Origin of the sequence: Streptomyces sp. NPDC046881, assembly GCF_040645015.1 — a bacterium.
GTDB lineage: Bacteria > Actinomycetota > Actinomycetes > Streptomycetales > Streptomycetaceae > Streptomyces.
In genome coordinates this window covers 36756-56911 of the sequence record NZ_JBEYXJ010000052.1, presented here as the reverse complement: position 1 = coordinate 56911, position 20156 = coordinate 36756, and the positions used below count along the sequence as shown (strand labels likewise).

The following is a 20156-nucleotide window of genomic DNA, read 5'->3' as shown; positions in this document are numbered from 1 at the left end:
GCAGCTGCGGTGCCCGCTCCGGATCGGGGACCAGGCGGACGACGGCGGGGCCGCCGTCGTCCGGTATCTCCACGGCGGCGTCGGCCACGGCCGCGTGCTCGCGCAGCACCGCCACCAGCCGGCCGGCCGGGCCGGTGTCCTCGAACTGCCTCATGCGTCCTCCAGGACGTCGCTCAGGAACCGCTCGGCGAGCCGGACCACCTCCGGGCCCGCGTCGAACGCGGTGAGGTGGTCGCCGGACGGCCGGGTGACCAGGTGCGCCCGGGGCAGGCGGGCCGCGACACAGCGCGATCCGGCCGGGTGGGCGGTGACGTCGTCCCGGCTGGTCACCACGAGGGCGGGCTGGGCGGCCGACAGGTACGGACGGGAGTCGTGGGACATGATCGCTCCGTTGAGCAGGCCGTAGCGGTGCAGCAACAGCGGTGTCGCGTAGGGGTAGATGAGGTGGTGGGCGATGTCGGGGCGCAGCGAGTCCAGCACCACGGGGCGGCGCATCAGCCGGTGCACGCCCGCCGCCTTCTCCGGGCTGCGGGCGGCCATCGCCATCATGGCCTGCATGTCACGCTGGTGCTCGGTCCGCGGTGCCGCGTCCCCGAGGTCGTAGTCGCCGTGCCACAGGCTCAGCGAGCTCACCCGCGGGCCGGCGGTGGCCGCCGCGGCCAGTGCGAGGACCGCTCCGCCGCACAGCCCCATCACATGGGCGCTGGGCACGTCCAGGGCGTCGAGGACCGCGAGCAGGTCGCCGGTCTGGGAGGCCACGTCGTGCGCGCCGAGCGGGGCGGGACCGTCCGCGCCCGGTGCGCCGAACATGCCCCGGCTCTCCCAGGTCACCACCCGGAACGGACCGGCCAGCGCCCGTATCCATCCCGCGGTGAGCGCCACCGGCATGCCGCAGGCCGTCACCAGGGCGACGACGGGGGCCTCCGGGGGCCCGGCCGACCAGCAGCGCAGCGCGGTGCCGTCGGCGGCCCGGACCGGTATCGGCCCCTCGGTACGCCACTCCCCCGCCGGCCGGGCCGGCCCGGCGGCCGTGCCGTCCCCGGCGCTCGCGCGGGCCAGATGTCTGGTGAGTGCCAGTTCCACGGACCACAGGCCGTCGGGGTCCGTGACCACCTCCAGCCGGGGCAGTCCCAGGTGCCCGGTGACGGCGTCCAGCCGCTCCTGGGAGAGCGGGGCGCCGGCCGTCGAGGCGATCCGCAGGCCGGGCACGGCGCGGACGAGGGCGTCGGCGTCGACGAGCGCCTCCGCCAGGCGCCTCGACGGGTCCATCACCGGGCCGCCGGCCGGGAGCGGCGCTGGAACGGGACGCCCCGGGTGGTGTGTTCGGCGAGGGCGTTGTGGCCGTAGCGGTCCTCGCCGCTGACCAGCACCGCGCCGTAGCGGTCCAGGCTCACCGTGCCGCCGTACTCCTCGATGACCTCGGTGTCCGGGTAGATCCGCACCGAGGTGGGGACGTACCGGGACGCGTAGCCCATCCTCATCTGCCTGCTCCTGCCGGAGTGCGGGTGGGAGGCGTGCATGAGGGTCGACCAGAAGACGATGAACTGCCCGGCGCGCATCTCCATCGACACGGCCTTCGACTCGTCGGGCTTGAAGTCCGGGTCGATCTGCAACTCCCGGTAGTCGTAGCCGAAGAAGCCGCGCCGCACGCCGTCCTTGACCACGGACGCGTTGCGTTCGGGGGCGTAGTGCATGCGTTTGGTCTCGTCGTAGTTCATGGACTCGTGGGTGCCGGGGATGAACTGCAGGCAGCCCATGTCGACGGTGGCCTCGCTGAAGGCGCACCACACGGTGATGGTGCCGCCGAACCGCGATGCGCCGGGCCACAGGATCTGCGGGCTGCCGGAGGCGTTGGCGAAGGTGTCGGCCTGGTGCCAGTCGGTGCCCTCGTCGCCCGGGTTCTTGGGGAAGAACTCGGTGCGCCAGCACAGCACGTCGGGGCCGAGGATGCCGGCGACGCGGTCCACGATCTCCGGGCGGCCGATGTGCCGGGCGAGGAACGGGTGGTCGAGGTGGCGGTCGTAGTTGGCGATGTTGGTGCTGCCCGAGACGGCCGCGTCGGCACGGTAGACGGCGTGGCTGCGGTCGAGCAGTTCCAGCCGGGTCCGGCCCCACTGCTCGGCGATCTCCTCGGGGTCGTAGAGGGTGAAGGGGCCGGCGAAGCCGTTGCGGTGGAAGGCCGCCAGTTCCTCGGGGGTGAGGGAGAAGTCGGTGGTCTGCGCCGTCATGGTGTCTCCGTAAGGTGTCGGGCGCGCTGGGCCAGCGCGGCGTCGACGTGCGGGGCGAGCGCGCCCACCGTCGCCCCGCCGATCAGGACGGTGATGTCGAGATCGGTGTCGAATTCCTCGTTGACCCGGGAGAACATCCGCACCAGGGACAGGGAGGTGCCGCCTAGGGAGAAGAAGTCCTCGTCGGCTCCCACGTGCGGCACGTCCAGCACGGACCGCCAGATCGCGGTGATCCGCTCGGCGGTGCCCGCGGTGGGGCCGGCCGCGGCGGCGGGTCCGGGCGCGCCGGGCGGGGCGGGCAGCCGGTCCTTGGCCACCTTGCCGTTGGCGGTGAGCGGCAGTTCGGTCAGCGTGACGTACCGGGACGGGCACATGTACGCGGGCAACAGTTCCCCGGCCAGCTTGGCGAGTTCCGCGGCGAGGGACTCGGGGGCGGCGGCGGACTGCACGTACGCGATGAGCCGGACGTCCCCGTCGCCGTGGTCGTGCGGTACGACGACCGCCCGCCGGACCTCGTCGTGACCGGCGAGGACCGCTTCGATCTCGCCCGGTTCGACGCGGTGGCCGCGGATCTTGAGCTGGTCGTCGACCCGGCCCAGGTAGCCGTAGCCGCCCTCGGGCAGGGCGACGACCCGGTCCCCGGTGCGCAGCCGGCGGCGGTGTACGCCGTCGGCCCCGACGTGTGTGACGAACCGCTCCGCCTCCAGGTCCGGACGGCCCAGGTAGCCGCGGGCCACGCCCGGCCCCTCGATGAACAGTTCGCCGGGCTCGCCGTCGGCGGGAGGCGTGCCGTCGTCGCCGAGCAGGTGGAAGGAGAGGTCGGCGAGCGGGGTCCCGATCGGGCTGGGTCCGCGCCGGTCCAGGTCGGCGCGGTCGAGCGGCCGGCAGGAGGCGTGGACCGTCGCCTCCGTGATGCCGTACATGTTGACCAGCCGGGGACGGTCGGTGCCGTAGCGGTCGGTCCAGGGCCGCAGTGCCGCGACGTCCAGTGCCTCGCCGCCGAGGATCACCAGGCGCAGGGCGCCCGGGTCGGCCGCGGTCCGCAGGTCGGCCGCCATGAGCCCGTGGAACGCCGACGGTGTCTGGCTGAGCACGGTGACGCCCTGGGCGCGCAGCAGGTCGCGGAAGGCCTCCGGGGCCCGGGCGGCCTCCCGGGGGACGATCAGCAGGCGTCCGCCCGACAGCAGCGGGCCCCAGGTCTCCCACACGGAGAAGTCGAAGGCGGCGGAGTGGAACATCGACCACACGTCGTGCTCGTCGAAGGCGAGGTGTTCCCGTACGGCGTCGAAGAGGCGGAGCACGCTGTGCTGTTCCACCTGGACGCCCTTGGGGAAGCCGGTGGAGCCGGAGGTGTAGATGACGTAGGCGAGGTCGGCGCCGTCCCCGGCGGGATCCGGTGCGGCGGGGCCGGCCGGCGCGGTGGGCGGGCCGTCCAGGGTGACGGCCCGTACGGCGGGGTGCCGCCCGGTCGCCGGCAGCAGGTGGGCGGTGGCCGGGGTGACGACGGCCAGCGGGGAGCCGCTGTCGCGGACCGTCCACGCGATGCGGGCCGGCGGGTACTCCGGGTCGATCGGCAGGTAGGCGGCGCCCGCCTTGAGGATGCCGAGCATCCCCACGACGAGGTCCGTGCCGCGCGGCGTCAGCAGGGTCACCAGCGAGCCCCTGCGTGCGCCCGCGCGGACGAGTTCCGCGGCGAGCGCGTCCGTGCGGGCGTCCAGTTCGCGATAGGTGAGATCACCGTCCGGTGCGGTGACCGCCGTCCTGTCCGGGAATTGCGCGACCGCACCCCGGAACGCCTGGGGGATCGTTCGGGCTGCCTGGGGCATCCGCCCTCCTCGTGTGTCGGCTCGGTTCCTGCAAGACGTCGGCGTGCTCCCGGACGGGACCGGCCGACGGCGCTCAGGACTCCATGGCCCGCCGCAGGCTCAGCGGCCTCATGTCGGTCCACCGGGTCTCGATGTCGGCCAGGCAGGCGTCCTTGGTCGCGGCCCGGCCCACCGCCCGCCAGCCGGCCGGCACCAGCCTCCCGGCCGGCCAGATGGAGTACTGCTCCTCGTCGTTGACGACCACGACGTAGCGTGCGGTCACGGCGTCGGTCATGTCCGCTCCCTGTGTGTCGGTTCCGGTGCGGCGGGTACGTGGGTCCCGGTCCGGCGCGGGACGGGACGTCCGTGGGCGCCGCGGCCCACGGACAGGGGCGTCGTCGGCAGTGCCACGGCGGGTGCGCGCCTCCGGCCGCTCGTGCGGCGCGCCCTCGCGGACATGGCACTCCCCCTGGGACGAGGTCGGGTGATCTTGATGGCAGCATGTCATCCGGGACGGCGGGGCGAGAGTCGGGAAGCTCCCGCACAGCCGTCAGGGTCTGGTGTCGGGTGCGGTGTCGGGGAGTTGCCGGGCTTGCTCCTGGCCGGCCAGCAGTTCCGCCACCTGTTCGTCGGACAACTCGGCCAGCCAGTCCAGGACTTCGCCCAGTTCCTCGCCGTCGGTCTGGGTCAGCTGGCGGCTCTGGATGAGACCGGCCAGCCGTTCGATGGTCAGCGGGCCGCCGCTCAGCAGTTCCCCGACCGGCAGCTCCAGCCCGAAGTCGGCGCGGACGCGTACGGCGAGCCGGGTGGCCAGCAGCGAGTGGCCGCCGAGGGCGAAGAAGTCGTCGGTCACGGACGGTTCCTCGATGCCCAGCACCTCGCTCCAGATGCCGGCCAGTGAGCGTTCCACGGCGTCCCGGGGGGCGGTCCGGGCGGGTGCGCCGGGCCGGCCGGCCGGCTCCTGGGCCGCGGGTTCGGGCAGCGCGGCCGGGTCCAGTTTCCCGTGCGGACCGACCGGCAGCCGGTCCAGCAGGTGCACGGCGTCGGGCAGCAGTCCGGGGGGCAGCCGCTCGGCCAGGAAGGCGCGCAGGTCGCCGGGGTCCGGGGGCGCGGTGGTGCCGGCCACCGCCCAGGCCAGCAGGCGCGGCCGGCCGTCCGGGCCGGGGCGGGCCGCCACCACGGCGACGCGGACCGCCGGATGGCGGCCGAGGACGGTCTCTATCTCCGCGGCCTCCACCCGCTGTCCGCGGATCTTGAACTGCCGGTCGGTCCGGCCCAGGAACTCCAGGCTGCCGTCGGGCAGCAGGCGCCCGCGGTCGCCGGTGCGGTAGAGCCGGGCACCGGGGACGAAGGGATGCGGGACGAACTTCTCCGCGGTGAGCGCCGGCTGCCCGAGGTAGCCGCGGGCCGGTGCGAGGCCGCCGATGTACAGCTCGCCCGGCGCCATGGGCGGGGCGAGGTGTCCGGCGGAGTCCAGGACGTACACCTCGGTGCCGGCGATCGGCCGCCCGATCGGCAGGCGGGTGCGGCCGGCCGGGGGCAGCGGGACCGGGTGGGCGGTGACGTCGATGGCCGCCTCGGCGGGGCCGTACAGGTTGTGCAGCTCCACTCCGGGCAGGACGCGGGCGAAGCGCTCGGCGAGGGCGGGCGGCAGTTCCTCGCCGCTGCACACCACGCGGCGCAGCGCGGACGCGCAGGCCGCCACCTGGGGTTCGGCCAGGAAGGCGTCGAGCATGGACGGCACGAAGTGGCAGGTGGTGACGGCGTGCCGGGTGATCAGGCGGGCGAGGTAGGCGGGGTCGCGGTGGCCCTCGGGCCGGGCCAGGACCACGGTGGCGCCGGTGGTCAGCGGGGCCAGGAGTTCCCAGCCGGCGACGTCGAAACTCACCGGGGTCTTGTGCAGCACGGCCTCGCCGGGCCGTAGCCCGTACTCCTCGTGCACCCACGCCAGCCGGTTGGCGAGGGCGGCGTGCGTGGTCATGACGGCCTTGGGTTCGCCGGTGGAGCCCGAGGTGTGCAGGATGTTGGCCAGGTGTGCGGGCCGTACCCGCGGTGCCGGGTGCGGCGGCTCCGGGGGCGTGGCCGGGTCCGCGGCGGGCTCGGCGTCGAGCACGGCCGGTGCGGTGGCGGTGTCGCCGAGCCCGGACAGCACGCGCCCCGCCGTCTCCCGCGTGGCGATCAGCACCCGGGCGGAGGTGCCGGTGACCTGCCGGGCCAGCCGGGCCGGCGGGTGGGTGGGGTCGAGCGGCACGTAGGCGCCGCCCGCGACGAGCACCGCGCACACCGCGACGACCAGTTCCGGGGAGCGGGGCAGGCAGACGGCGACCGGCTGGTCCGGGCCCACGCCGAGCGCGTCGAGCCGGGCGGCCAGCGCGTGCACACGGGTCATCAGCTCGCGGTAGGTGAGCGCCCCGTCGTCCCAGACCACGGCCGGGACGTCCGCGAAGTCACCGGCGGCCCGCCGGAGGAGGTGGTGCACGACGCCGTCGTCGAGGGCGGCGGGCCCGCCGTTGCAGACGGTGCGCACCCGCTCGTCGACGTCGGCGGCCGTGAGCAGCGGCAGGTCGGCGACGGGGGCCGTGGGCCGGTCGAGCGCAGCGGCCAGCAGGTTCGGCAGGCCGTCCAGCAGGCCGGCGACGGTGGCCTCGTCGAAGAGGTCCGCGGCGTACACCGCGTGGCCCGTCAGCGAGCCGTCCGGGCTCTCCGCGAGATGCACCGACAGCTCGAACTGGGCGCCCGGCGAGGGCAGTTCGAACGGCTCGGCGCGGACGCCCGCCGCCTCCCAGGGTTCGACGGGCAGGTTCTGGAGCACCAGCAGGGTGCGTACGACGGGGGCCCGGCTGCCGTCGGGTTGTCCGCCGAGGGCGCGGACGATGTCGTGGAACGCGTTCGCCGGGTGGCCGTGGACGGCCAGGCAGGCGGCGCGGACCCGGTCGAGGACCGTCGTGAAGTCCACCGCGGTCGCGGGGTCTTCGTCGGGGGGCCGCAGGCTGACGCGGATCGGCACCGTGTCGGCCAGCAGGCCCACGTGGTGCGTGTCCTCGCCCCGGCCCCGGCCGGACACGACGGTGCCCACCACCAGGTCGTCCTGGCCGCTCCACCGGCCGAGCAGCACGCCGAAGGCGGCCGTCAGGACCATGAACGGGGTGGCTGCGCGCCCGGCCGCGAGCGTCCGCAGCCGGCGGGCGAGGCCGGCGTCGACGCGGACCGGCAGTGCTCCCCCGCGCCAGGTCGGCAGGGCGGGGGCCGGGCGGTCGGTGGGCAGGGCGACCGGTCGGGCCGTACCGATCTGCGCCCGCCAGAACTCGGCGTCGGCGTCGGTGAAGGCCGGGCGGGGCGCGGGTGGCCGGTCGGCTGCGGGACCCGGCGGGGTGCCGCCCCGCGTCAGCCTGCGGTAGCTGTCGGCGAGCCGGCGCAGCAGCAGCCCGAGGGACCAGCCGTCCAGCACGATGTGGTGGGCGGCGAGTCCGAGCATCCACCGGGCGGGCCCCAGCCGGACCAGCAGCACCCGTACGAGCGGCCCGGCGGCGAGGTCGAAGGGTTCGGCGGCGAGCCGGGCGAGGAGGTCACGGGCGCGTGCCGCCCGGCCGGGTTCCCGCGGCGGCCCGGGCAGGTCCACCACGGTCGGCCGGTGGCTGTCGTCGGGCGGCCGGACCTCCACGGTGGGCAGGCCGTCGGGGCCGGCGGGGAACACCGAGCGCAGTGCGGGTGTGGTGGCGAGGAGGTGGGTGAGGCACTCCTGGAACACGCCGGCGTCCAGCGGGCCGGTCAGGTCGAGTCCGCCCGCGATGTGGTAGGCGCCGCCGGCTCCCATCTGGTCCAGCAGCCACATCCGTTCCTGCGCGGCGGTCAGCCCCGGGGGGCCGTCGGCGGCGGGTTCGCCCGGCTCCTGCTGGGGGAGGCCGGCGAGTTCGCGCGGGGTGAGTCCGCCGAGCAGGGCGGCGAGGGTCACGGCGAGCTTGTGCTCCTCCCGCAGCACGGCCAGCAGGCGCACCGCGCGCAGCGAGTCCAGGCCCTGGGCGACCAGCGGTGTGTCGGGGTCGAGGGCGGCCGGTGAGGTCCCCAGTTCGGCCGCGGCGAGCCGGAGCAGGCCGTCCTGCGGCCCGGCGGCGGGCTGGACGGCGGCGGGTGGGGCGGCGGCCGGGGGCGCGGCCACGGGCACGAGGTCGCCGGCCAGCCAGCGGGTACGGCACTCCGCCCGGCGGATCTTGCCGCTGCTGGTCCGCGGGATCGCGCCGAGCCGCACCAGGACGACGTCGTCGACGCGCACCCCGTGCCCGTCGGCCACGCTCTCCCGGACCGCGGCGGTGATCCGGGTGACGGCGTCGGCGTCCAGCCGCCCGCGCACCTCGTGGACGAGGACGATCCGGCTCCCGGCGTCGTCGTCCACGGTGAACGCGGCGCTGCGCGCGGGCTGGAGCGCGGGGTGCGCGGCCTCCGCGGTCTGTTCGAGATCGGGAGCGTAGTGGTTGCGGCCCCGGACAATCATCAGGTCGTCGTCCCGGCCGGTGAGGAAGAGCTCACCGTCGTGCCGGAAGCCCAGGTCCCCGGTGCGCAGGAAGGCTCGCCGGGGGTGGCCGGCGGCGCGGGCGGCGAAGGTGTCGCGGGTCTGCCGGGGCCGCTGCCAGTAGCCGAGCGCCACCGTGGGCCCGCTGACCCACACCTCGCCCACCTCGTCGTCGGGCAGCGGGCGGCCCGACGCGGGGTCGACGACCAGCAGGAGGTCCTCGTGCCCGGCCCAGCCGCAGCCGACCAGTTCGCGGCTGTGCGGGCCGCCGGGCGCGACGACGGCCCGGCCCGCGTCCAGCGCGGCCCGCTCCACCCGCAGCCGGGCCGGTTCCGCGGCCGGGCGGGCCGCGCCGGAGACGAAGAGGGTGGCCTCGGCGAGGCCGTAGCAGGGCGCGAAGGCCGACCGGTGGAAGCCGGTGCCCGCGAAGGTCTCGGCGAACCGGTCGAGTGTGGTGCCGCGCACCGGCTCGGCGCCGACCAGGGCGTGCCGCAGCGCCGACAGGTCCAGGGCGCGGCGGTCCTCGGGGCTGACCCGGCGGATCGCCTCACCGTAGGCGAAGTCGGGTGCGGCGGTGACCGTGGCGCGGGTCCGGGTCAGTTCGCGCAGCCAGCGTGCCGGACGGTACATGAAGGCCAGCGGGGACAGCAGGGTGCAGGGGAAACCGGTGTGCAGCGGTTGCAGGATGCCGCCGATCAGCCCCATGTCGTGGTACGGCGGCAGCCAGCTGACGGCCCGGCTGTCCTCGGTCAGGCCGAGGGCGCGCGCGATGACGGCCGAGTTGTGCACCAGGTTGCCGTGGCTGACCATGACCCCTTTGGGGCGGCCGGTGGAGCCCGAGGTGTACTGCAGGAACGCGAGGTCGTCCGGGCCGGGGCGGCGCTCGGTCCAGTCCACGGCCCGGGCCGGGTCGACGGCGTCGCCGGCCGCCCAGTGCACCGTACCGTCCGTGCCGAGTCCGTCGCGTGCGCCGGCCGGGCCGTCCAGGAACTCCCGGTCGGCCAGGGCGAGTCCGGCTCCGGCGTCGGCGATCACGGCGGCCAGCCGTTCCCGGCCGCGCGCTCCGGTGGGCGGGTAGACGGGCACGGCCACCGCTCCGGCGTACAAACAGCCCAGGAAGGCGCTGACGTAGTCGGGCCCGGGCTGAAGGACGATCAGGACCCGGCCACCGGGCGCGACGTGGTCCTGGACCAGCGCGGCGACGGCGCGGGCGCGCCGGTCGAGTCCGGCGTGGTCCAGGCGCAGGTAGTGGTCCTCGCCGAGCGCGAACTCCAGGGCCAGGCGGTGCGGCGCCGTCCCGGCCCGTTCGCGCAGCAGCTCCACGAAGCTGGTACTCATCGGCCCTCCTCCGCCCAGGGCTCGCTGATCGGGTGGCGTGCGGCGCGCTGGATGGGCACGGGTTTCGCCGCCGTGTCCGACGCCCGGTCCAGGAGGGCGGCGACGGCGGCGACGGTGGGCGCGCGCAGCAGGGCGCCGACGGAGAGGTCGCCGCCGGGCAGGGCGCGGAGCCTGCCGACGAGTTGGACGGCCAGGAGGGAGTGGCCGCCGAGGGCGAAGAAGTCGTCGTGGACACCGATGCGGTCGACGCCGAGGACCTCGCACCACACCCGCGCCACCGCGCGTTCGGTCGCGGTGCGCGGAGCCACGAAGCCGGTGGCCAGGGTCGGGCGCAGCCCGTCGGGTGCGGGCAGGGCGGCCCGGTCCAGTTTGCCGGTGTGTCCGAGCGGCCACTCCTGCAGCACGATCAGCGAGGCCGGCACCATGAAGTCGGGCAGCGTCGCGGCCAGGTGCTCGCGCAGGGCCGCGACGGCCAGGCGTTCGCGGGCCGCGCGTCGCGGATCGTTGGTGTACGCGGACCAGGTGCCGGTGCTCCCGTCGGGGCCCGGGAGCCGGGCGGGGGCGCACGGCGTCGCGGCGGGATCCGGGAACTCCAGGTCCAGGGTGCCGGGTTCGGCTCCGAGGTGCGGCACCATCGAGAAGCCGGCCGCGCGGGCGTGTTCGGCGAGGGCGGCCGGGTCGGCCGCCGGGTCCTCGGGGGTGGCGGCCAGTGTGCGGCGCAGGTCGTCCACGGTCCCGTCGTCGCCGGCCGTGTGCAGCGCCCGGACCGCGCGCAGGTCCGCGCCCAGCCGGGCGTCGGGCACCCCGCGCCAGCCGAAGGGGACCGGCTCGCGGTCGCCGGGCAGTGCGGCCGGTCCCGGCCAGGGCCGCCAGTCGGCGGGCGGGGCGGGCGGTGCCTCGGCGGGACGGGCGGTGATGATCACGTCGTAGCGGAAGCGGGTCAGTTCATTGCGGTACGGCGAGGTCTTGGCGAGGACGGTGACCGTGGCGTCGGGGCCGGCCACCGCCTCGAACAGGGCGGGGTGCACGAGGAGTTCCTCCTCGCGGGCCGCCTGCCGGGCGACCAGCCGGCGCAGGGTGCGCACGGGTGTGCCGGGCGGGAGCCGGTGCAGCAGGATCGAGGTGTGCAGCGCGTCGAGCAGTTGGAGGTTGCGTACGTCCCCGAGGAACAGGCGGCCGCCCGGTGCGAGCAGCGACAGCGCGCCGCGCACCACGCGCACCAGGTAGTCGGCGTCGGGGAAGTACTGGACGACCGAGTTGAGGATCACCGTGTCGTAGCCGCCCGCGGGCAGGCCGGAGAAGTCGTCGGCGGCGCGCCGGGACAGTTCCACGCGGGTGCCGTCGAGCCGCTCGGTGTGCGGGCGCAGGCGGTCGACGACCTCGGCGGAGACGTCGGTGCCGTGGTAGAGCGCGCAGCCGGGGGCGATGCGGAACAGCAGCAGGCCGGTGCCGCAGCCGATCTCCAGCACCCGGCGCGGCCGCAGGGCGCCGATGCGGGCCACGGTCTCCTCGACCCAGGTCCGCATCTCGGCGTCGGGGATGGGTTCGCCGGTGGCGGAGTCCACCCAGCCGACGGTGTCGAAGGTGGGGTCGTCGGGGCGGGAGTCCCGGTAGGTCTCGTCGAAGACGGTGCGCCACCGGTCGACGTGCTCGGCGTGTTCGGCGGCCTCGTCCTCGCCCGGGCCCGTCGCGTCCTCGCGCAGGCCGACGTAGGCGGCGAGCTGGAGGTCGCCGGCCGCGTCCCGGTACGGCTCGACCGCCGCCCGCTCGACGGCCGGATGGGCGCCGAGAACCGTCTCGATCTCGCCGGGTTCGATGCGCTGGCCGCGGATCTTGAGCTGGGAGTCGAGTCGGCCGAGGAAGTCGAGGGTGCCGTCGGGCAGCCAGCGGGCCCGGTCTCCGGTGCGGTACAGGCGCCGGCCGGGTGCGAAGGGGTCGGGCACGAAGCGCTGCGCGGTGAGGCCGGGGCGTCCGCGGTATCCGCGGCCCACCGGGAGCCCGCCGAGGAAGAGTTCCCCGGGCAGGCCCGGCGGCACGGGACGCATCCGCTCGTCCAGGACGTGGGCCCGTGCCCCCGCGATCGGGGTGCCGATCGGCAGCCGGGCCCACTCCTCGGCGTCCAGGTTCCCGGGTACGGTCCACGCGGTCACGTCGATGGCCGCCTCGGTCGGGCCGTACAGGTTGTGCAGCGCCACCCCGGGCAGCACCTCCCGGACGCGGGCCGCGAGGGCGGGCGGCAGGGCCTCTCCGCTGCACACGATCCGGCGCAGGGATCCGGCGCAGCCGGCCGCCGCGGGGTCGTCCAGGAAGATCCGCAGCATGGAGGGGACGAAGTGGCAGGTGGTCACGGCGTGGTCGCGGATCAGCCCGGCGATGACGGCGGGGTCGCGGCGCCCGTCCCCGTCGGCCACCACGACGCGGGCGCCCACGGCGAGCGGCCAGAGCCACTCCCAGACGGACACGTCGAAGCCGAGGGGGGTCTTGTGCAGGACCGCCTCGTCGGGCCGGAGCCGGTACTCCGCCTGCATCCACAGGATCCGGTTGACGACGGCCGCGTGCTCGTTCACCGCGCCCTTGGGCCGCCCGGTCGACCCGGAGGTGTAGAGGACGTAGGCGCTGGTGTGCGGCGAGACGGTGACGCCGGGCCGGGTGTCCGGGGCGTGCCGGATCGCGTCGTCCGTCACGCTCAGCACGGGCGGCGCCGTCGGCCCGTCCTCCCGAGCGGCGGCCACCAGCCGGCGGGCCGTCGTGTCGGACTCGGTGAGCACCGCGTGGACCGCGGCGTCGGCGGCGAGGCGGGCCAGGCGCCGCGGGGGCAGCACGGGGTCCAGCGGGAGGAAGGCCGCGCCCGCCTTGAGCGCCCCGAGCATCGCGGCGATCCCGTCCGCCGACCGCGGCAGGGCGATCCCGACCACGTCCTCGGGGCCCACGCCCCGGGCGCGCAGGCAGTGGGCGATGCGGTTGGCGCGGCGGTCGAGTTCGGCGTAGCCGACCCGCTCGCCGTCGTGCACCACGGCGGTGGCCGAGGCCCGCTCGTCCGCCGTGCGCTCGAACAGCAGTGGCAGGTTCTGCCCGGCCACGTCGTGCGCCGGTGTGCGGTGCGCGTACCGCGCGACGAGGTCCCGGTCCGCGTCGCCGAGGAGGTTCAGGTCCCGCACGGGGGTGTCCGGCCGGGCCACGCCGTCGGCCAGCAGCAGGCGCAGCCCCTGGGCGAGCCGGGTGACGGTGGACTCGTCGAACAGTTCCCGCGCGTACTCGACCCAGCCGGTGAGGCCGCCGTCCGGGGTGGGGGCCAGCTCCACCTCCAGCTCGAACTTCGAGGTGCCGGTCTGCACCGGCAGGACGGCCACGTCCAGGCCCGGGAGTTCGAGGCGGGGGCGGGGCGTGTTGTGCAGGACCAGCATGTGCCGGACCAGCGGCACGCGCGCCCCCGGGTCCCGCTCGGGCCGCAGCGCCTGCACGATCCGCTCGAACGGCACCTCCTGCCAGGCGTAGAGGTCGGTGCAGGCCTCCCTGGCCCGGCCGACGAGGGTGCGCAGCGACGGGTTCCCGCTCAGGTCCAGCCGCAGGGGCAGGGTGTTGACGAAGAATCCGATGAGCGGCTCGATCTCGGTCCGGTCGCGGCCGGCCACCGCGCAGCCCAGCAGGACGTCCTCGGCCCCGCCGGCACAGCGGGCGAGCAGCGCGGCGAACGCGGCCGACAGCACCATGAAGGGCGTGGCGCGTTCCCGGTCGGCGAGCCGCTTGATCCGGGTGACGAGTCCGGGCTCCAGCTCCAGGTCGACCCAGCCGCCCGCGTACGACTCCTCCTTCCGCCTCGGCCGGTCGGTCACCATGTCGAGCGGGGCGGCCCCGGCGAGCCGGTCGGTCCACTTCTTCAGCAGTTCGGCGTGGCGGGGCTCCTCGGTCAGCTCCCGCTGCCAGCGGGCGTAGTCGGCGTACTGCACGCCCAGTTCGGGCAGCGGTGAGGGCCGTCCTTGCCGGAACGCCGCGTACAGCGCGCCGAGTTCGCCGATGAGGACACCGAGGGACCAGCCGTCGGCGGCGATGTGGTGCATGGACAGCTGCAGGAGGTGTTCGCCGGGGGCCAGCCGCAGCAGCGCGCAGCGCAGCATCCGGTCGCGGGCCAGGTCGAACGGGCGGGCGGCCTCCGCGGCGAGGTGCTCCTGCACGGCCTCGGCGCGCCGCTCCTCCGGCAGCCCGGACAGGTCCGTCTCGGGCAGGTCGACGGGGCCGGCCTCGTCGACCCGTGCCCAGGGTTCGTGCCGGCCGGGGAAGGTGGTGCGCAGCGACTCGTGCCGGCGCAGGACCTCGTCCAGGGCGCGGCGCAGCACGGGGATGTCGAGCGCTCCGCGCAGGTGTGCGACGCCGGTGATGGTGTAGAGCGACGAGCCCGGCCTGACCCGGTCGAAGAACCAGATCCGCTGCTGGGCGAAGGACGGTTGGGAGCGTGCCCGGTCGGCTGCGCCCGGTACCGGCGCGGCCCGGCGCGGCTGTCCGGCCTGCCCGGCCTGCTCGTCGAGGAGCCGCTCCAGCAGCCTGCGCTGGTCGGCGGTGAGGCGGGCGCTCATTCGGCCAGGCTCCTTTGCACCTGTTCCTCGGACATGGCACCCACCTGGAGCACCAGCTGGGCGACGCGGTCGGCGTCCACGCCCTGCGCGTCGGCCGTCACGCGCAGGTGAGCGGCGAGGGCCGGCAGGGTGCTGGCGGCCAGGAAGCCCCGGATGGACAGGTCGACCCGGAACAGGTCGCGGATCCGGGAGACCGCCTGGGTCACCAGCAGGGAGTGGCCGCCCAGTTCGAAGAAGTCGTCGCCCGCCCCGACCCGGTCCACCTTCAGCACGTCGGCCCAGACGCCGGCCAGGACCTCTTCCAGCGGCCCGGCCGGCTCGACGTAGGCGACGGCCTCGGAACGGACCGGGGCGGCGTCCGGGAGCGCGGAGCGGTCGAGCTTGCCGCTGGGCAGCAGCGGCAGCCGGTCCAGCAGGACGAACGCCGACGGCACCATGTGCTCCGGCAGTCTCTCCCGCAGGAAGCGGCGCAGCTCGCCGGAGCTGGGCGGCAGCGGCCCGGAGGCGGTGAGGTAGGCGACCAGGCGCTGGTCCAGGTCCTCCCCGCGCATCAGCACCACGCCGCGTTCCACGTCCGGGTGCGCCGCGAGCGCGACCTCGATCTCGCCGGGCTCGATGCGCAGGCCCCGGAGTTTCACCTGGTGGTCCAGGCGGCCGAGGAACTCCAGCTCGCCGGTCGCGCGCCAGCGGGCCGCGTCACCGGTGCGGTACAGCCGCCCGCCCGGTACGGCGCCGAACGGGTCGGGGACGAACCGCTGCGCGGTCAGGTCCGGCCTGCGCCAGTAGCCGCGGCGTACGGCCGCACCGCCGACGAACAGTTCGCCGCGCACGCCGGCCGGGACCGGTTCGCCGTGGGCGTCGAGGACGTAGACCCGCTGGTTGGGCAGCGGCCTGCCCCACGGGATGCTGCCCGGCACCGGTTCGGGCCGGCGCACCAGGTGGTACAGGGTGCAGTACGACGTCTCGGTCATGCCCGCCAGGTTGTACAGGCGGACGTCGGGGACCAGGCCGGCCAGCCGGTCGGCCAGGGTCGGCGCGGGCCGGTCGCCGCCGAGCACGGCCAGCCGCAGCGCGCTTCCCGGCAGACCGCCGTGTCCGCGGGCGTGGGCCACCAGCATCTCCAGCAGGGCGGGCGCGCTGCTCCACGCGGTCACGCCCGTGTCCACGAGCAGCCGGCGCAACCGCTCGGGGTCGGTGACGTCGTCGTCCCGGGGGACGACCACACAGCCGCCGGCCAGCAGCGGGCCGAAGATCTCGTACACGGACATGTCGTAGTTCAGCGAGGAGATCGCGAGCATCCGGTCGGAGGCGTCCAGGCCGAGGCGGCGGTTGAGGCCGAGGAGCGTGTTGACCACGCCGCCGTGCTCGTTGGCCGATCCCTTGGGCACGCCGGTGGAGCCGGAGGTGTAGATGACGTAGGCGAGGGTGCGTTCGGCGGCGAGGTCGGCCGGCGGATCGGAGCGCCGCCCGGTGGACTCCTCGATCAGGACCAGCCGGGGGCCGGTGCCGTCGGCGGGCGCGTCGAGCAGGCCGCTCGCGGTGACGGCGGCGTCGGTGACGACGACGGGCACGCGCGAGTCGCGGACCATCAGCTGGACGCGCCGGCGCGGGTAGCGGGGGTCGAGCGGCATGTAGCCGGCGCCCGCCTTCAGGATGGCGAGCAGGGCGACGACCATGTCCGCGGACTTCGGCAGGCAGACGCCCACCAGCTGTTCCGGGCCGGCGCCGAGGCCGCGCAGTGCGTGGGCGAGCGCGTTGGCGCGTTCGACGAGCTCCCGGTAGGTGAGGGTGACCTCGCCGCACAGCACCGCGGGGGCGTCCGGGTGCTGTGCTGCCGTGCGGTCGATGAGGGGGTGCAGGCAGCCGGCGGTGTCGGCGGCGCTCGCGTCACCGTCGCCGGACAGCTCGTACAGGATGCGGTCGCGTTCCTCCGGGGAGAGCAGCGGCAGCCGGTCCACGGGCAGTTCGGGGTCCCGGGTGGCCGCCGTCAGCAGCTGCACGAAGGCCTGTCCGACGGCCTCGGCCGTGGCGTCCACGAACAGGTCGGTGCTGAACTCCACGCGGCCGCTCAGCCGTCCGTCCCGGGCCGCGACGAGGTCGAGGACGAGGTCGAACTTGCTGGACCGCCCGGTGAGCACCACGTCGAGCTGTTCGGCCTCGATGCCGTCGAGCGCCACGTCCTCGGCCGGTGTGTCCCGCAGCGCCAGCATCACCTGGACCAGGGGGACCGGGCCCTGGGAGCGGTCCGGGGCGAGCGCCTGGACCAGTTTACCGAACGGCACTTCCTGGTGGGCGTAGGCGTCGGTGCAGGTCACCCGCACCTGTTCGAGCAGTGTGGCGAAGGACGGGGTACCGAAGAGGTCCACGCGCAGCGGCAGCGTGTTGACGAAGAACCCGGCGAGCCGTTCCAGTTCGGGGTGGCTGCGGCCCGCCACGGGCGAGCCGATCACCAGGTCCCGCTGTCCGCTCCACCGGGACAGGACGACGGCGAACGCGGCGACGAGGACCATGTAGGGGGTGACGCCCGTCCGCCCGGCCAGCTCGCCCACCCGGCGCCACAGCCGGGCGGGCACGGTGAACGGCACCGACGCGCCCCGCCAGGTCCGCTCCGCGGCACCGGGCAGGTCGGCGGGCAGCTCCAGCACGGGCACGTCCGTCAGCCGTTCCCGCCAGTAGGCGAGCTGTTCCTCCAGCAGACCCTGGTCGAGCCAGGCGCGCTGCCAGACGGCGTAGTCGGCGTACTGGACGTCCAGTTCGGGCAGCCCGTGCGCGGTGCCGTGCCGGAAGGCGTCGTACAGCACCCCGATCTCGTGCTGGAGCACATCCAGTGTCCAGCCGTCGGCGGCGATGTGGTGCAGGCTCAGCAGCAGTACGTGGTCGTCGTCGGCCAGGCGCAGCAGCCGGGTGCGCAGCATCAGGTCGCGGGTGAGGTCGAAGGACCGGGCGGCCTCGGCGCGGCAGCACTCGGCGACGGCGGCCTCCTGGTCCCCGGGGGCGGCCGCGCCGAGGTCGGTGACGGGCAGGGGCACCGGGCGGGGCGGTCCGATGCGCTGCTCGGGCTTGCCGCCCTCGGCCGGGAACGTGGTCCGCAGGGCCTCGTGGCGGCGCACGAGCTCGGTGAGCGCCCGGCCCAGGGCCGCCGTGTCCAGCGGGCCGCGCAGCCGCATCCCGCCCGGCATGACGTACGCGGTGGTCCCCGGGTCCGCCTGGTCGAGGAACCACAGCCGTTCCTGGGCGTAGGAGAGCGGGAAGCGCGCCTCGGGGCCCGGACGGGGGCGGCGTACCGGGCGGTTGGCCGCGGCCCGGCGCCGGGCCAGTTCCAGGGTGAGCAGGGCGCGGCGCTCGGCCGAGAGGGCGTCCGCGCGCTCCCTGGGGTCTTCCGTGGTGCTGCGGGGGTCAGCCATGTGCCACTCCTTCTGCCGCGAGCAGCCGGCCGCCCACGGCCGCGTCGGCGTCCTCGACCAGGGCGGTGAGCAACTCGTCCTGCGACTGCTGGGGAAAGAAGTGGCCGCCGGGGAAGGTCCGCACGGTGTGGCCCCCCGTGGTGCGGCCGGCCCAGCCCTCGACGGCCGGGCCCGCGTCGACGGTGGTGTCCCGCGCGCCGAGGTAGACGTGGACGGGACAGTCGAGCGGCGGCTGGTCGCGCGGGGTGCGTCCGGCGACCAGGGCGAGGTCGGCGCGGACCAGGGGCAGCGTCTCGGCGAGGTACCGCGGGTCGTCGAGGAGTTCGGCGGTGGCACCGCCCCAGGCCCGCAGCAGGCCGGTCAGGTCCTCGTCGGACACGGTGTCCAGGCCGGCGGGCAGCGGCCGGTCCGGCGGGTCGCCGGCGGCGGCGACCAGCGCGGCGGGCCGCCAGCCGCGCTGGACGCGCAGCACCTGGGCGAGGTCGTGGGCGATGACCGCGCCCATGCTGTGGCCGTAGAGCAGCACGGGCCGGCCCAGCAACGGCAGGACGTCGGCGGCGAGTTGCGCGCAGAGCGCGTCGAGGTCGGTGAGCGGGGGCTCGGCGGACCGGGCACCGTGCCCGGGCAGTTCCACGGCGGCGACGCCCAGGGCCGGCGGAAGACGGTCGGACCAGCTCCGGAACTGGTGCGCGCCGCCGCCTCCGGGCGGCAGGCACAGCAGCCACATCCGGACCTCCTCGCTCCTGTACCAGAGCCGCAACGAGTTCATGGGACCAGGGTCTTGGCGCGCCCGGGCGCGGGAACAGTCGGGACATTCCCTTACCCCGGTGCCACGAGGCCGGGTTCGGCGCGGTGGTCCTGGCGCTCGACGTGGTGCAGGGTCCGCACGGGAACGGTCAGCAGGGGCAGCAGGGCGGCCACCATCACGGCCGGGACCGCCCACAGGGTGGCGCGGGCGCCGACGCCGTCCACCAGCAGGCCGCCCGTCAGCGCGCCGAGGGGGACCAGGGCGAACGTGACCAGCCGGAAGGCGGCGCTCACCCGGGCGTGCAGCGCGGGCGGGCTGGCCAGGTGCCGGACGGTCGTACTCACCACGCTCAGCGCCCCGGCGCCCGCCGAACCGGCGAACAGACCCGCCGAGCACAGCGCCACCACGGTGGCGCGGCTGCCGGCCGCCGCCGGCACGAGCCAGAAGGCCGGCGCCGCGACCGCGGCCGCGGCCAGCGCCGCCCGGCCGTGGCCGAGCCGCCGGATCAGCAGCGGGGCGAGGAGCGTGCCGGCCGTCCCGCCGAGCCCGCCGCAGACCAGCACCAGGCCATAGAGGCCGCCCAGGCGCTGGTCGCGGACCAGGTGGACGACGAGGGCGACGTTGACCGCCTGGGCGCAGGCGTGGAACAGCGCGGCGTGGACGGCGATGCGGCGCAGCGGCGGATAGCCGAGGACGACGCGCAGCCCGGCGATGAGTTCCCGGCGCAGCCGGCCGCCGGGCCGCTGTATCGGGCGGGACCGCTGGCGGTGGGTGATCCGGCCGAGCGCGACGGCACAGAACAGGTAGGTCAGGCAGTCGGCCAGCAGGGCGTTCGGTGCGCCGAACCGGGTGGTGAGCCAGACCGCGATGCCGGGCCCCGAGGTGACGGCGACCGCGAGACCGGCGTTGAGCCTGCTGTTGGCCGAGGCCAGTCGTTCGGCGGCGACGAGCCTGGGGAGCAGCGCGAACATCGCGATCTCCGAGGTCACGGTGGCCGCGCCGCCGAGGGCCGCGACCAGGTGGAGCTGGGCGAGGCCGAGGGTGCCGGCCGCGGCGGCCAGCGGCACGGACAGCACCAGCAGGGCGCAGACGACGTTGACGGTGATCAGTACCCCGCGCAGCGGCCGGTGGTCCAGCCACAGCCCGGCGGGCAGCGGCACCAGCAGGAACGGGAGCGTGTACAGGGCCTGGAGGAGGCCGAGTTGGTCCCCCGGGGCGTGCAGCACGGACACGGCCGTGTAGGGCAGTGCGAACAGGGTGATCTGGGAACCGAGTTGGGAGACGGCGTCGCCGGCCCACAGCCGCCGGAAGTCGCGTTCGCCGGGGCGGGCGCGCCCGTGGAACCGGGCTTGCCACGCCTGGAGCCGGGTGTGCCGCACGCGCCGCAGCCCTCCCTCGTCCGACCGGTCACCGAGCAGCTTCCGGCCCGGGTGCGGGCCGGGCCAGTCAGGAGAACTCCCGATTGGCGGGCCGGTGACGCCCTGCCAGAGTCGGTCCATGACCTTGCGGACTGTGGCGTGCGGCGTGCACGGAGGCCTCCCGGCACCGACGGGAG

The 20156-nt window shown here is 75.6% G+C and carries 9 protein-coding genes; all 9 read right to left on the bottom strand.

Annotated features, from left to right (window positions below; genetic code table 11):
* Positions 1–150: 150 nt before the first annotated feature.
* Entirely contained in the window at positions 151–1269 is a 1119-nt protein-coding gene (locus ABZ923_RS23855; RefSeq protein WP_361475157.1) for an alpha/beta hydrolase, read from the bottom strand.
* Complete coding sequence (locus tag ABZ923_RS23850) at positions 1269–2228, bottom strand: chlorinating enzyme (protein ID WP_361475155.1); 960 nt, start codon at positions 2226–2228, stop codon at positions 1269–1271. The genes ABZ923_RS23855 and ABZ923_RS23850 overlap by 1 nt, the downstream gene beginning before the upstream one ends.
* A complete protein-coding gene (locus tag ABZ923_RS23845) occupies positions 2225–4054 on the bottom strand; it encodes an amino acid adenylation domain-containing protein (RefSeq protein WP_361475153.1) in 1830 nt (609 codons plus the stop codon). Before ABZ923_RS23845 ends, ABZ923_RS23850 begins: the two co-directional genes overlap by 4 nt.
* 73 nt (positions 4055–4127) lie before the next feature.
* Positions 4128–4328, bottom strand: a complete 201-nt coding sequence (locus ABZ923_RS23840) for an MbtH family NRPS accessory protein (protein ID WP_030340758.1) — start codon at positions 4326–4328, stop codon at positions 4128–4130.
* Positions 4329–4583: 255 nt separating this feature from the next.
* Positions 4584–9878, bottom strand: coding sequence for an amino acid adenylation domain-containing protein (locus tag ABZ923_RS23835; RefSeq protein WP_361475150.1), 5295 nt, complete (start codon positions 9876–9878; stop codon positions 4584–4586).
* Entirely contained in the window at positions 9875–14449 is a 4575-nt protein-coding gene (locus tag ABZ923_RS23830; RefSeq protein ID WP_361475148.1) for an amino acid adenylation domain-containing protein, read from the bottom strand. The genes ABZ923_RS23835 and ABZ923_RS23830 overlap by 4 nt, the downstream gene beginning before the upstream one ends.
* Entirely contained in the window at positions 14446–17853 is a 3408-nt protein-coding gene (locus ABZ923_RS23825; RefSeq protein WP_361475146.1) for an amino acid adenylation domain-containing protein, read from the bottom strand. Before ABZ923_RS23825 ends, ABZ923_RS23830 begins: the two co-directional genes overlap by 4 nt.
* Positions 17846–18622, bottom strand: a complete 777-nt coding sequence (locus ABZ923_RS23820) for an alpha/beta fold hydrolase (RefSeq protein WP_361475144.1) — start codon at positions 18620–18622, stop codon at positions 17846–17848. The genes ABZ923_RS23825 and ABZ923_RS23820 overlap by 8 nt, the downstream gene beginning before the upstream one ends.
* Before the next feature lie 50 nt (positions 18623–18672).
* Entirely contained in the window at positions 18673–20100 is a 1428-nt protein-coding gene (locus ABZ923_RS23815) for an MFS transporter (protein ID WP_361475142.1), read from the bottom strand.
* Between the last annotated feature and the right edge of the window lie 56 nt (positions 20101–20156).

Bases quoted from the DNA above. Each gene is read 5' to 3' on its own strand.
- ABZ923_RS23855 (WP_361475157.1), bottom strand. From the start codon at position 1,269: ATGGACCCGTCGAGGCGCCTGGCGGAGGCGCTCGTCGACGCCGACGCC.
- ABZ923_RS23850 (WP_361475155.1), bottom strand. From the start codon at position 2,228: ATGACGGCGCAGACCACCGACTTCTCCCTCACCCCCGAGGAACTGGCG.
- ABZ923_RS23845 (WP_361475153.1), bottom strand. From the start codon at position 4,054: ATGCCCCAGGCAGCCCGAACGATCCCCCAGGCGTTCCGGGGTGCGGTC.
- ABZ923_RS23840 (WP_030340758.1), bottom strand. From the start codon at position 4,328: ATGACCGACGCCGTGACCGCACGCTACGTCGTGGTCGTCAACGACGAG.
- ABZ923_RS23835 (WP_361475150.1), bottom strand. From the start codon at position 9,878: ATGAGTACCAGCTTCGTGGAGCTGCTGCGCGAACGGGCCGGGACGGCG.
- ABZ923_RS23830 (WP_361475148.1), bottom strand. From the start codon at position 14,449: ATGAGCGCCCGCCTCACCGCCGACCAGCGCAGGCTGCTGGAGCGGCTC.
- ABZ923_RS23825 (WP_361475146.1), bottom strand. From the start codon at position 17,853: ATGGCTGACCCCCGCAGCACCACGGAAGACCCCAGGGAGCGCGCGGAC.
- ABZ923_RS23820 (WP_361475144.1), bottom strand. From the start codon at position 18,622: ATGAACTCGTTGCGGCTCTGGTACAGGAGCGAGGAGGTCCGGATGTGG.
- ABZ923_RS23815 (WP_361475142.1), bottom strand. From the start codon at position 20,100: ATGGACCGACTCTGGCAGGGCGTCACCGGCCCGCCAATCGGGAGTTCT.